This is a genomic window from Actinoplanes sp. NPDC051346 (genome assembly GCF_040682215.1).
Taxonomy (GTDB): Bacteria; Actinomycetota; Actinomycetes; order Mycobacteriales; family Micromonosporaceae; genus Actinoplanes.
Window position 1 is genome coordinate 167,672 of record NZ_JBFBAJ010000010.1, and the last position, 13,123, is coordinate 180,794.

The following is a 13,123-nucleotide window of genomic DNA, read 5'->3' on the forward strand; positions in this document are numbered from 1 at the left end:
GCGCCAGAACCCCGTTCTCGGTTCTGTCCCCTCTATCGTGATTGATCTTGCTTAGCGTTCAGGAGGGCGCGCTCGGAACATCTCGAAAGTGCGGGCGTCAGATGTCGGTGAGGTCGGGTGCCGGAGAGGTCTCGCCGTTCTCGATGCGGGGAAGATTCGGTGCCGTTGGTGACTCTTCTGTGTCGGTGACGTGGCGGAGATATAGGTGCGAGGCCATAGCGAGGTACTGAAACGTCGTGGTTGAAGCGGCCGGGCCTAGTTCGATCTGGAACGCATCCTCGTATTGTTGCTGGTTACGAAGCAGCCACTGCCAGTCGGAGTTGCTGCCGAGGAGGTTGGCATAGTGGCTGTTCATCGAGCTGGACACCGACTCTGACGCCCAGTGGCGGAGCGGCGGCCGATGTAGCGGATCGAAGGAGACCTCGACGGTGTCATCATCTGGATTAACCTCTACCTGGAGGTATCCCTCGCTGAACCGGAATTGAACCGCTACAAGCCAGGAAGGGTCGTCCAGGTAGTTGACGTGCACGATCTCGGCCAGATCGGTCAACGTGGATGGCACCGGAAAAGACTGGTCACGTGTCACAAGATCATAATGGCATCTACGGAGATTCACGATAAGGTCATTCCGGCGTCGCCGCGCCTCCTTCATGGTCAACAAGCAGTGTTCTTCCTCAGCCCCGCCCTACATGGGCGATCGACGTTCGTCATGATCGGTCGTTGAGAAACGGTGTGACGAGGTCGTCGGCAAACTGCTGCCGCATCTTGAGCAAGTGACGGTCGAGGGCATCACGGAGGCTGTCGGCGGTGTCCGTCTGTGTGCGGTGGTTCGGGGATCGAGATCACGGTGCTCTCGGTGTTCGGCTTGGTCAGAGCGGGTTCACTCGCGGTATCAGCGGCTGTTGGCCGATCTTCCGATCGCAGGTCAGCTGGTGAAGCTGCGCCTGACGGTTCGCAGGTTCTTCTGCGACAACGTCGCCTGTGAGTCGAAGACGTTCGCCGAGCAGGTCGAAGGGCTGACGCGTCGACGGACTCGCCGCAGCGAGCCGTTACGGATGACATTGACGTCGATCGGGCTGGCACTGGCCGGCCGCGCGCGGGAGTCCGGCTGGCCGCGAAGGTCGGGATCCGGACGAGCCGAAACAGTCTCCTGCGGCTGGTCAGGGCACTTCCTGACCCAGCACTTAGGCCGGTGACGGTTCTGGGAGTCGATGACTTCGCCATCCGGCGAGGTCAGAACGATGGCACCGTCCTGGTCGACTGCGAGTCCCGGCGAGTGATCGATCTGCTCCCGGGCGTGGCGCGGCGCCGCTCACCGCATGGCTGCACGGTCACGAGACTCCGGCGGTCATCTGCCGCGACAGGGCGAGCGCCTATGCCGAGGCGGCCAAGACCGCAGCGCCTGATGCGGTGCAGGTCGCTGACCGGTTCCACCTCTGGCAGAACCTCGCTACCGCTGTCGATCGCCTAGCGAGACGACACCGAGCCTGCCTGATCGAACAGCCCGGCGGCCCCGCTGACGGTGATGCCGAAATAGGCCCGAAGCCGGCCGGCGCGATGGCACAACGCCGCCAGGCGCACCATGCCCTAGTCCACGAGCTGATCGCGCAGGGCGCTGGCTTCCGGCAGATCGCCCGCCATCTGGGGTGGAGCCACAACACCGTCTCCCGCTACGCCCACGCCGCCACGTGGCAGGAACTCATGACCGTGCAGAACAGCGCCCGAGCCTGCTAAACCCGTTCAAGCCCTACCTGATCAAGCGCGTGGACAGCGGCTGCCTCAAAGCCAGCCTGCTACACCGTGAAGTCACCGCTCAAGGATTCACCGGCGGCTACGGCATCGTCCGGGCCTTCATCGAACAGCACCGCGCCCGCCCTGACCTACGAATCATGCAACGACCATTGTCGCCACGGCAGGTCACCGGCTGGATCTGCCGGCACCCCGACAACGTCTCCGAGAAAGACACCGCCAGCCTGCGCGCCGTCCTCGAACGCTGCCCTGAACTGCGTACCGCCGTGGACCTCGTCCGCTCCTTCGGCGAGATCATGACCCGCCGGAACGGCCACCTTCTCGCCGACTGGATCCATACCCTGCCGGCCGGACGCGACGGACCAGCGGCCTCACCACCGGCGGTCAACGGAGCCACCCCACCACATGGGGACGCAGAAAGCTCAGCGTAGCGACGTCAAAGGCGGCCCACGGCCGCGTCGCGAGTACGGAAGCAACGTGTATCAAGTAGCTGTATACGTGGCACCAGTGCCACACGTTGGTGTCCGAGGATCAACACTCAAGATAAGCACACGGTGATCGCCACCAGGGAGCTGGCTTACGCGACGTGATCTTGTGCCCATGCACATGTGTTACTGCTGAGGATAGCCAATGATGAATCCACCTATCGCCGCGACGTAACCGATCGTCAGCCAGGCGGCACGATGGCGTCTCGGCCAGATCCAGCATCCGGTGATCGCTATTGCCAACCCGATGGAGGCCCCCGACAGGGGTGCCCACTCGCTAATTTGGTACTGGTCAGGCTGGCATGTAGATCGTTCGCTGTCGGCAGGACAGTTGGTGCCGAGGGTGAGAACTCCTCGCCAGATTGTTGCCGAGCAGCAGGCCAGAGCTGCCAGTCCGACCGTGGCTGCTACTGCGGCGGCATGGGACGGGGGGCTTTGTCCCTGCGCGTCGGTAGGTGTGGGTGGCTGCGTCATTGCGTCGAGCCTAGTCGGACCTTGATCCATGTGCGGTATTTCGACGAACGGTGCCCAATTCCTGCGAGCGAATGGCTCGACAGCGGTGATGGCACCGTCCGTACAACGACAGGGCAGTGCATTGGGTCGGTTTGTGTGCGATATTCCGGCAACCTGCAGACGCTCACATGGAAGGCGACCTTGTCATGCTGGCATGCATAATCTGCTGCTGCTGGTTGGCGCGCCGGGTGTGGGCCGGCCATCCTTCAGGCAAAGCGCAGTCCGTTGCCGAGCCCGAAGGCCCGGCACGGACCGTCCGCATGACGGGACGTCAGTCGAACTTGACCTGGCAGTTGGCGCCGTCCGGGTCCCAAGTATCGCCAAGATCGGGCGACACTATGCCACCGCCCGGGCCGGCCGATGGACAGTCCGCAAGACCGACGCTGATCAAGGCGAAACTGTCTCTCGACGGATTGCGTGGATTCCAGTATTCGCTGTGCGCGTTTTCGCCGCCCGGTGCGCTTGCAAAGACGCGAGCCTTGTAGTCCAGATGCGTCGGGTCGCGCCCGTGCACCAGGCCGGAGACCACGCGGATCGTATCGTTGCTGGCCGTGGTTGCCCACACGCGTCCCCGGGAGGAGTGGTATCCGGTCAGGCGGAGGTCGTCGGCCCCGTCGACGGTCGTACCGGGGCTTGCAACGACGATGATGCGGTCGGCGTTGACACTCTCGGGAAGTACCTCGCTGAGGGCGGTTGCGGCTGCTGCCCTCCCGACGACGACGGTGCCGTAGCTGTGTCCCATCAACGTGACAGATGCTCGCCCGGACGTGTGGGTGACGCGCAGCCCATCGAGGAACCGGCGGAGGAGCGGCGCGGCGTCCTGGGCGTAACCGGGTAGTGACGCCTTCGGGAGGCTCTGTGGCGCGTCGTAGCCCTGCCACAACAGTGCCGCGGTCGTCTTCAGGGACTTGTTCGCAGCATCGGCGGTCATGCGTCCCGCTCGGAGGATGGCCTCGTCCTGGTCCTCATTCAAACCCGCAAAAGTTCCGGGGACGTAGGTGACGACGTTGTCGGCGACGTCAGGGTTACCGACGGAGACGATCACTCTGCCACTCAGCTGCGTCGAGAAGCCGACCAGGTAGCAGGACGACTCGCTTTCCACGCCCACGCATGGACGGTCAGCCGGCGGCGTGGCCTCGCTTCCGCCGACGCCGAACGCCGCCCGGATGTCGTGGATACCTCCCAGTTTCTGGTTGGTGTCCTGCCAACGTTCGTCCTTGTCTTTGAACTCGACCTCATACTCGAGGACCGGGTTGGCAGCCTCGGGGTACAGCTCCGCGATCCGACCCTGCTCACGCATGTCACGCATGTCGGACAGGCGGTCCGCCAGTTGTTGGAACAGTGGGCGTAGCCGTGCCTCCTCTCTTACGAGGGTGACCCAGTTGGCTCGGTCGCGGTCGATGGTCGGTACGCCGTCGAGCCAGCCGATGCGGGCGGGGTGGTCGTTGATGGCGTTGTCGCGCTGCACCGGGTTGAGTTTCTTCCACCAGTCGGCGGCCTGGCCGGGGTCGGTGCCGGCTGTTGGTATGGCGCCGCGTACCCGGCGTACGCTGCCCACGTGGCTCCAGTCGTAGGACGCGCTCTGGTATAGGTACGAGGCGGCCTCGGTGATGTATAGATCGTTGCCGTCGGTGGTGATGCCTGTGATGTTCTCGAAGCGGGCTGAGCGGCCTTCGCCGTCGCTTTGGCCCACTTTTTCGCCAATGATGTGCCCCCATTCGGGGTCGCCAGGCTTGTGTTGGAAGGTGTGTCCGGCGACTTCGGTGACCGCTCCCGTCGCCTTCGAGATGCGGACGACGACCGTGGAGCCACCGGTCAGGTAGCTGTAGGTGGTGGCGTAGAGGTAGTCGCCAACGGACAGCATGGCGACCGGGGAGTTGCGGATCTTGACCGGACCGACGGACGTTTCGACGCCGGTGTTTACGTCGACGCGATACAGCGCGCCTGACTTGACATTCCAGACTGCTTGGTCGTCTGCGGCGATCCCTCCTCCGAGCCTGGCGGACGATATGATCCGGGATTTGCCGCTGGTGAGGTCGACTTTGACAAGACCGGCGTAGTAGTCGGTGGTGTAGAGGAAGTTGCCGGCGATGGTGGAGCTTTCCCATCCGCCCCCGCCGCCGGGCATGGTGGCGGTGGCGCCGGTGTTCGGATCAACCCGGCGGATTCCACATGCGTCGGAGACATAGACGTATGTCCCGTCGGTGCCGATCACCTTGATGACCATTGGACTCCGGTTATGGTCCCACCTGTCGTCCACGAAGAATCCAGCTATTGATCCTGACGGGCCATCGACGCAGCCCCGCTCAGCCTCGCCGGCAAGGAGGGTAACGGTTCCGGTATTAAGGTCGACCTTCTTGATTGTCTGGCGGTCGGCGATGAACGCGTTGTTGCCGATGATTGCCGCTCCGTTGGGCGCGAAGTCCGACGGGGCGGAGACAATCGTCGTGACCTCGCCCGTGGTGATGTCCGGCGTGGAGGCCGGCGCCGCAAAGGTGTGAGGGGTTGCTGCAGTGACGTTACGCAGCCAGGCTCCGTGCTCGCTACGGTCGACGATCACCAGCGCATCGCCGTCGGTGGTGATGCCGGTGGCATTGTAGAGCCAGTTGGTTCCGTTGCCGCCGAGTGGCCCACTCGCGATAAGGCGGAGGTCGCCGTCGGATTTGCGGATTCGCATGAGATGCGAGGCATCACCCGTTAGCGAGTTGTTGGTCGTGATGTAGAGGTAGTCGCCGACGGAGAGGATATTGGTGGGCGAGGTGTACATCGGTAGTTCGGTAGCAACCGTGGATTCCGTGCCGGTCGCTAGGTCGGTCCGGTAGAGGGTGTAGCCGCGGATGCTCCATTTCGCATCGGCGTCGACCGCGAAATTGATTTCCGCCTGGATTGGAGCGATTTTGGTGACCTCGCCGTTGGTCAGATTCACCCGCGCGAAACCCAGCTTGGTGTTGAGGAAAGCAAAGTGGCCGAGGATGGTTCCTGTGCTGTAATACCTGTCCGGCAGCGCCGAATAATCCGTGATGACCTTGGTGGCCGTTCCAGTGCGGGGATCGACGCGGTGCAGGTTGTAGTCGTCGACCACGTAAAGGTCCGTGCCGTCAGTGCCGATCAGCCTGGCGGTATGTCCCCAGACGATGTTGGTGATCCGGGTTACCGCACCACTTGTTCTGTCGATCCTCATAATGGTGTATCGCCAGCGGTCCTGTTCCTCAGCGAGAGTGAAAGCACCATTGCCGATCACGACGATGTCCCGGGTTTTGAGGGTGTTGTCGGACAGCGCGGTCGAGGAGAATCGTCCGGCGTCCATCACTGGGGTCGTTGGGGCGCTTCGGTAGGTCATCCAAGTGAAGGCGGCGGTAGCTGACCTGCCGAAACCGTCGGTGACGGAAACTGTGACAGTGGAGCGTGTGGGCGTGGTGCTGATACCCGTGATGACGCCGGTGGTCGCGTCGATGGTGACGCCGTCTGGTAGCCCGGTGGCGGTCCAGGTGTAGGGGCCGGTGCCGCCGCTGAGGGCGACGCTCGCGTTCGCGGGCTGCCCGATCTCGTTTTGGACGTTGACGGCGGTCATGACCGGCCGCCCTGTCTCTGGGATGCCGCGCACTTCGAATTCGTCGGTCATGGTCCACGCGCTGCCGCCGGCGATCTTGGCTCTGACGTAGCGGGCGGCGTGGTCGAGTGCGATGGCGCGGTAGGTGTTGATTCGGTTGGAGTCCGAGACGTGGGGCCGGTCGATCGAGGCGACGGTGGTGTAGTCCTGCCCGTTCTCCGAGATCTCATAGGAGACGTTGGCGGGCAGGAATAGGCCGTCGTTCTTTATCTGCATCCAGGTGGTGCTGATCTCGGTGATGGAACGGCTCACGCCGAGGTCGACTGTGAACGAGTAGTCGCCGACTCCGTTGCGGCCTTGCCAGGCGGGTCCGTAGAGGAGCGTGCCGTGCACGCCGTCGGTCAACGAGATACCGCCGGCGTCGGGGTGTGCCTGGTCGGCGGGGACACTTGCGGTGTAGCCGCAGACGGCGCCGATGCCGGTGCAGCGGGCGTAGTTGACGGTGTTCGTCGGCGCGGCGACCGTCGTGGCTGTGACGGTGTCGCCGAGGTCTGATTCCGTGCCTGCGGCGTCGATTGCAAAGACCTGGTACGAGTACGTGGTGGCGTTGTCGAGTTGCCGGTCGGTGAAGGTGGTGGAGCCGCCGGTCTTGGCGACGAGCTCGCCGTTGCGGTAGACGCCGTAGTCGGCGGCGTTCGGTACCTCGGACCAGCTGAGGTCGATGGTTTGGGAATCGACCGCCGTGGCGGTCACGTCGGTGGGCGGACCTTTCAGCAGGGTGGTGTCGATGGTGAACTGGTAATGGCTGGCCTCGCCCCAACCGGTGGCGGTGTGTGCGCGGACGTGCAGATACCAGGTGCCGTCGGTCTTGACGGTGGTGTAACTGGGCGTGGTGGTGTCGACGGTGTCGTCGGGCACGGTGGTGGCACTCTGGTCCACGACGAGGCTGTAGCCGTCAACCAGCCATTCCTCCCACCATCGCGCGGTGAAGGTGGTCTCCAAGTAGGACTGTTCCTTCAGCGGATGCGTGTAGGAGGAGATCCTTGGGGCGAAGGGTAGCCCGCGCTCTTCGACGGACCAGCCGAATGTGTGGCTTCCGTTGCGTCCCTCGGCGTCCGTTGCGATCACCGTGGTTGTGTTGGTGCCCAAGGTGGTCGGTGCGCCCGTGATCACGCCAGTGCTGGCGTCGATGGCAAGGCCGTCAGGCAAGCCGGTCGCGGTCCAGGTGTACGGGGCGGTGCCCCCTTCAGCGCTGAGCTGCGGCAAGTCGGTGACGAGCCGGTACGACGTCCAGCCGTAGAGAGGGGAGACTGTGATCGGCTCTGCACCGCTGTTGGAGGTGACATCCCACGTGAACCAAGCAGCTTCCGGGTCGGCTGCCCCGGGGTCCGCGACGGTCGCCACCACCCAGGCGGTACCGACGGTAGTTGGCCGGCCGGTGATCCTGCCGGTCGTGGCATCGAGCGTCAGGCCGGGCGGGAGTCCGACGGAGGACCAGGTGTAGTCACCCTTGCCGCCGTTGGCGGTGAGCTCGATGGACACCGGCGTGTCCTGCACGGTGGATTGGGCGCCGGGATTGTGGATCGAGAACTGCGGCACGATATGCCAGGTGAACGAGATGTCGTTGGTGAGTCCGGCGGCGTCGGTGGCTTCAACGCTGACCTGGGCTACCTGCGGAGTTTCCGGAGCTCGCCCGGTAATCTCGCCGGTGGCGGTATCGATGGCCAGGCCGAGTGGGAGGCCGGTGGCGGTCCATGTGTACGGCGCGCTGCCACCACGAGCTACAAAAGGTTCATAAACGTAATATTTGGTCTGCGCGTACTTAGTGCCAGGATCGTCGACGACCACCGCAGCGGTCCCAGCGAGAATGATCCAGGCGAAGGACACCTCGGCGGTGTATCCCATCCTGCCGGAGACGGTCGCCGTCGTGGTCGTTGTTCCGGCTGTGGTGGGGGTGCCCGTGATTTCTCCGGTGGCTACGTCGACGGCGAGTCCGTCAGGGAGACCGGTGACGGTCCAGGTGTACGGTGCATAGCCGCCCCGTGCCGACAAGTCCAGCGACACGGCAGCCCCTACGGTGGTGTGCTGCGCGCCCGGATCGGTCGCGATCAGCGGCTCGGCGACGTTCCACGAGACGTGGACCGTGCTGGTACGGCTGTTAGCGTCGGTGACGGTGACGGTGACCGTGGTGGCCGTTACCGAGGTCGGTATCCCGTTGATCACGCCGCTAGTTGGGTTGATAGCCAGTCCGGCCGGCAGACCGGTCGCCATCCACGTGTAGGGGGAGGTACCGCCGCCGGCTACGACGGTCAAGGTCACTGCCTCGCCGGTCGTGCCGCTCTGCGCTCCAGGATCGATGACGGCCAAGGCCTGCGCGACGTGCCAGCCGACGGTCTTGGGGCTGGTGTGGCCGTCGGCGTCGGTGACGGTCAGTGTGGCCGTGAAGTCGCCGGCCGTGGTGGGGACGCCGGTGATCGTGCCGGTGGTTTTGATGACGGTAACGCCGGCAGGCAGGCCCGTGGCTGTCCAGGTGTACGGGGCGGCGCCACCGGACGCCTTCGCGGTGACTTCGATGTCGATTCCGGCGGTGGCGTCCACCGTGTCCGGGGTTTGGACGCTCAGCGCCTCGACGATCTTCCAGGTGAAGGTGGCTGCGTGGGTGCGTCTGCCGCTGTCGGTGGCGGTGACGGTGACCGTGCTGGTGGCCACGGTGGTCGGGGTGCCGGTGACGGTGCCGGTCGCCGGGTCGATGCTCAGGCCGGCGGGCAGACCGCTTGCGGTCCAGGCGTACGGGGCGGTGCCACCGGTGGCAGTGATGGCGACAGACGCCGTGTTGCCGACTGGATCAGTCTGGGTGTCAGGGGCATTGACCTGGACGGGAATGGCCACCGTGAGAGGGAAGTTAACCGTATTGGTGATCTTCAGGGCGTCGGTGACGGTGACCGTCACCGAGGTGGTGGTCGCGCTGGTGACGGTGCCGGTGATGAGGCCGGTGCTGGACTTGATGGACAGTCCGGCGGGCAGGCCGGTGGCGGTCCAGGTGTAGGGGGCTTTGCCGCCGGTGGCGGTCAGCTGCTGGGAGACGGCGACGTTGGTGGTGACGTGCACCGGGCCGGGGTTGGTCAGTTCGGGGGCGGCGGCGATGGTCCAGGTGAATCCGGTCGCGCCGGAGGTGCCGGTGGTGTCGGTGGCGGTGACGATCGCCGAGTAGACGCCGTTGGTGGTGGGGGTGCCGGTGATGACCCCGGTGGCCGGGTCGACGGTCAGGCCCGGCGGTAGGTTGGTGGCGGTCCAGGTGTAGGTGCCGGTGCCGCCGGCGGCTTTGATCGTCATCGGTGCGATCGGCATGCCGGTGCCGCTGCCGCGGCTGCCCGGGAAGGTGACGATGACCCCGGTCGCGAAGCTGAACGTGAGGTTGCCGGTGAGGCCGTGCTTGTCGGTGACGGTCACCTTGACGGTGTGGTTCCCGGCGGTCGTCGGGGTGCCGGCAATGACGCCGGTGGCCGGGTCGAGGGTGAGGCCGGCGGGCAGGCCGGTGGCGGCCCACCGGTACGGGGTGGTGCCACCGTTCGCGGTCAGGGTCTTGGAGTAGGCGACGCCGGTCGGGCCGACCTGGCCATACGGATTGGTCACCACAATCGGCGGGGTGATGGTCCACGTGAACGTGGTCGTGTGGGTGCGCGCGCCGGTGTCGGTCGCGGTCACCGTGACGGTGTTGGCGGCCACGGTGGTGGGGGTGCCGGTGATGACCCCGGTCGTGGTGTTGAGGGACAGGCCGGCGGGCAGGCCGGTGGCCGCCCAGGTGTAGGGGGCGACGCCGCCGTTGGCGGCGAGGGTCAGCGAGGTGGGGGTGCCGGTGGCGTCGGCGCGGGTACCGGGGTCGGTCACCGTCACAGGGGTAGCCACGGTGAACGGGATCGTGATGGTGGTGGCGATGTTCGCGGCGTCGGTGGCGGTAACCAGCACCGGCCCGGTAGCCGCGGCGGTGGGGGTGCCGGAGATGACACCGGTGCTCGACTTGATGGACAGGCCGGTGGGCAGACCGGTGGCCGCCCACCAGTACGGGGCCTTGCCGCCGGTGGCGGTCATGGTTGTCGTCAGGGCGACGCCGGTGGTGGCGTGCACGGTTCCGGGGTCGGTGACGGTGGGGCCGGTGGCGATGGTCCAGGTGAAGCCGGTCGCGCCGGAGGTCTTGACGGTGTCGGTCGCGGTCACCTGCACCGGGTAGGCGCCCGCGGTGCTCGGGGTGCCGGTGATGACACCGGTGGCCGGGTCGATGCTCAAACCCGGCGGCAGGCCGGTCGCGGTCCACGCATACGGGCTCGTGCCGCCGGCGGCCTTGATGGCCAGCGGTGCGATCGGGGTGCCGGTGTTGCTGCCCCGGTTGCTCGGGTAGGTGACGATCACGCCGGTGGCGAAGCCGAACGACACCATGCCGGCGGTGCCGGTGGTGTCGGTGGCGGTCACCTTCGTCGAGTAGTTGCCCGCGGTGGTGGGGGTGCCGGACAGCACGCCGGTGGTGGCGTTGAGCGCCAGGCCGGGCGGCAGTCCCGTCGCCGACCACGTGTACGGGGCGGTGCCACCGGTCGCGGTCAGCGCCTTGGTGTAGGCAATGCCGGTCGGTGCGGCCTGACCGTATGGGTTGGTCACCACGACGGTCCCGGCAGCGGAGGCGGGGGGTACCGCGATGAGCGGGGCCAGCACGGCAAGCACCAACGCCAACGTCAGCGTCACGAACCGGCGTGAGCGCCAGTCCGTGCGTCGACTCGCCAGCACCGCGAACGTGCGAGGTTCCTGCCGCATCTGCAACCCTTCGACAACCGTCAGATCACCAAAAGGTACGGATTTGCGGCATTAGCCCAGAAGATGCAATCAGCGGGATACGGATCCCCCGCACCGGCGTGCAGCCGACGTGCGGGGGTGGAATCCGTTGCCCGATCGGCTGATCACGGCATGGATGCGCCGTACCATGGCGCACCTCGTGTCACAGCAACCCCGCGAGGCGGCGGCCGAGCCTGTCATCAGGCTGTACGTATTCAATGTCTCGCCAGAAATTCTCAAGTTCCGCGAACAAAGGCGTCGCATCATCAGCGGGGCAGGCGCGGCGGCGCTGCCCTTCGTGGCCGCCGCGCCGTTTTGTTCGCTGGCTTCGTACGCTCAGGAAAGGTCTGTGGTGATGATTTTTTCGATATTGCGTTCGGCAAGGGCGGTGATGGTGACGAACGGGTTGACGCCGATGTTGCCCGGGATGAGCGAGCCGTCCATGACGTAGAGCCCGGGGAAGCCGGGCAGCCGGCCGTAGTTGTCGGTCGCCTGGTTGAGGATGCAGCCGCCGAGCGGGTGATAGGTGAAGTCGTCGCCCCAGATTTTGCCGACGCCGAACAGGTCGCGGCGATAGACCGTGAGTTGTCTCGCGTTGATGGCGTCGAAGACGCGTTTCGCGGCGTCGATGGCGGGCTGGTTCTGGGCGGTCTGCCAGGTGAGGTCGACGGCTCCGGTGCCGGTGTTGAAGACGAACTTGGCGCGCTGGGGATTCTTGGTGATGGCGAGGTACAGGCTGACCCACAGCTCGACGCCGGTGGGGAAGGGCGCGATCTCCGCGAAGACCGGTCCGGCGGGGTCGGCCCAGTTGTCGATGCCCATGGCGGGCATGCTGGCCTGCAGGGCGCCGGTGGTGTCCCAGACGTGGTTGGCCCGGCCGACCATGACGTTACCGTTGTTGCCCCAGCCCTGACCGACCGCGTCGGGCAGGCCGGACAGCGCGCCGGCCGCCTTCATCGCGACCAGGAGTTTGCTGGTGCCGATGCTTCCGGCGGCGAAGAAAACGCGGTCGGCGCGGACCGTCTTGGTGGTCACCGGTTCGCCGCCGGTGCCGATCTGCGTCATCGTCACGGCGTAGCCGCCGGCGGGGGCCGGTTTGACGGCGGTGACGACGTGCTGGCTGGTCACGGAGAGCCGCCCGGTCGCCGCCGCGGCCGCCAGGTAGGTCTGGTCCAGCGTACGTTTGCCGTAGTTGTTGCCGTAGATGACCTCGCTGGCCAGGGCCGACCGGGGGACGGTGTTGGCCTGTTCCCGCTCCATGTAGGTGAAGTCGTAGACGTTGGGGAGGAGCGTGGTGCGGTATCCGGACTCGTGGGCCTGGTTTCGGCTGAGCCGCGCGAACCGGTAGCACTCCGCCGCCTCGAACCACGCCGGGTCGATGTAGTTGACGCCGAGGGCGGCGTTTGCGCGTGGGAAGTAGGTGTCATACATCGCCTTGGCGTCGACGGACGGGAGCACCTCCTCGAAGTAGCCGCGCCGGGGCTGCACCGCCATGCCGCCGTTGACGAGCGAGCCGCCGCCGACGCCCCGACCCTGGTAGACGCGGATGCCGGCGAAGCGCTCGGAGTCGAGCACTCCCGTGTACTTGCCGATCGGCTTGTTGGCCGGGATGCCGAGGAAGTAGCCGAGGGGCTGGTCGGTCGAGGTGCGCAGCCAGTACGAACGCTGGTCCGGGCGAAGCATGTTGCAGAAGACTTTGCCGTCCGGGCCGGGGGTGTTCCAGGCCATCCCCATCTCGACGACACTGGTGGCGATGCCGGCCTGGGTCAACCGCAGCGCGGTGACCGCGCCGCCGTAGCCGCTGCCGATGACAAGAGCGGGGACATGGTCGCCGTCGGCGAGAGTGGCGCCGGCCGCCGAGGCCCGGGCAAGGGGCGTCCCCCCGAACGCGCCGAGGACAGCCGCCGCCGCGCCACTCTTGAGCAGACCGCGACGCGAGACCGCCCGGGACCGGGGCGAGGGATGGTGGTACATCGTGTTCCTTCCCACGTCGCCGGGCGGTGTG

7 protein-coding genes and 2 pseudogenes are annotated in these 13,123 nt (G+C 66.0%); 5 read left to right on the forward strand and 4 right to left on the reverse strand.

The genetic code is table 11. The features are described from left to right. Positions 1-97: 97 nt before the first annotated feature. A complete protein-coding gene (locus AB0M36_RS24745) occupies positions 98-586 on the reverse strand; it encodes a DUF6334 family protein (protein WP_364161342.1) in 489 nt (162 codons plus the stop codon). A 238-nt stretch (positions 587-824) separates the two neighbouring features. On the opposite strand from AB0M36_RS24745, the gene AB0M36_RS24750 reads away from it, so the two are divergent. The 4 genes and pseudogenes from AB0M36_RS24750 to AB0M36_RS24765 all read left to right on the forward strand — a co-directional run bounded on the left by AB0M36_RS24750 (position 825) and on the right by AB0M36_RS24765 (position 2,180). Continuing rightward, positions 825-1,196, forward strand: a complete 372-nt coding sequence (locus AB0M36_RS24750) for a transposase family protein (protein ID WP_364161612.1) — start codon at positions 825-827, stop codon at positions 1,194-1,196. A 64-nt stretch (positions 1,197-1,260) separates the two neighbouring features. Next, positions 1,261-1,482: pseudogene (locus tag AB0M36_RS24755) on the forward strand (transposase); the annotation flags it as partial. 75 nt (positions 1,483-1,557) lie between these two features. Further along, positions 1,558-1,734 (forward strand): helix-turn-helix domain-containing protein, encoded by a 177-nt coding sequence (locus AB0M36_RS24760; RefSeq protein WP_364161344.1) that lies wholly within the window; start codon positions 1,558-1,560, stop codon positions 1,732-1,734. Positions 1,735-1,763: 29 nt separating this feature from the next. Further along, a complete protein-coding gene (locus tag AB0M36_RS24765) occupies positions 1,764-2,180 on the forward strand; it encodes a hypothetical protein (protein ID WP_364161346.1) in 417 nt (138 codons plus the stop codon). A gap of 838 nt (positions 2,181-3,018) precedes the next feature. Here the strand turns inward: AB0M36_RS24765 and AB0M36_RS24770 are convergent. Beyond that, on the reverse strand, positions 3,019-10,386 hold the full coding sequence (locus AB0M36_RS24770) for a putative Ig domain-containing protein (RefSeq protein WP_364161615.1): 7,368 nt from the start codon (positions 10,384-10,386) through the stop codon (positions 3,019-3,021). Here AB0M36_RS24770 and AB0M36_RS24775 point away from each other — a divergent pair. After that, positions 10,385-10,525: a hypothetical protein gene (locus tag AB0M36_RS24775; RefSeq protein ID WP_364161647.1), complete on the forward strand. Its 141-nt coding sequence runs from the start codon at positions 10,385-10,387 to the stop codon at positions 10,523-10,525. The genes AB0M36_RS24770 and AB0M36_RS24775 overlap by 2 nt on opposite strands. On the opposite strand, the pseudogene AB0M36_RS24780 reads toward AB0M36_RS24775, so the two are convergent. After that, positions 10,516-11,100: pseudogene (locus AB0M36_RS24780) on the reverse strand (putative Ig domain-containing protein); the annotation flags it as partial. The gene AB0M36_RS24775 and the pseudogene AB0M36_RS24780 sit on opposite strands and share 10 nt — an antisense overlap. Positions 11,101-11,454: 354 nt before the next feature. Further along, positions 11,455-13,092: a GMC oxidoreductase gene (locus AB0M36_RS24785; RefSeq protein ID WP_364161348.1), complete on the reverse strand. Its 1,638-nt coding sequence runs from the start codon at positions 13,090-13,092 to the stop codon at positions 11,455-11,457. Between the last annotated feature and the right edge of the window lie 31 nt (positions 13,093-13,123).

Coding starts and splice junctions, on each gene's coding strand:
- AB0M36_RS24760 (WP_364161344.1), top strand. CDS start 1,558: ATGGCACAACGCCGCCAGGCGCACCATGCCCTAGTCCACGAGCTGATC.
- AB0M36_RS24785 (WP_364161348.1), bottom strand. CDS start 13,092: ATGTACCACCATCCCTCGCCCCGGTCCCGGGCGGTCTCGCGTCGCGGT.
- AB0M36_RS24775 (WP_364161647.1), top strand. CDS start 10,385: ATGGTTGTCGTCAGGGCGACGCCGGTGGTGGCGTGCACGGTTCCGGGG.
- AB0M36_RS24770 (WP_364161615.1), bottom strand. CDS start 10,386: ATGACCGCCACCGGCGGCAAGGCCCCGTACTGGTGGGCGGCCACCGGT.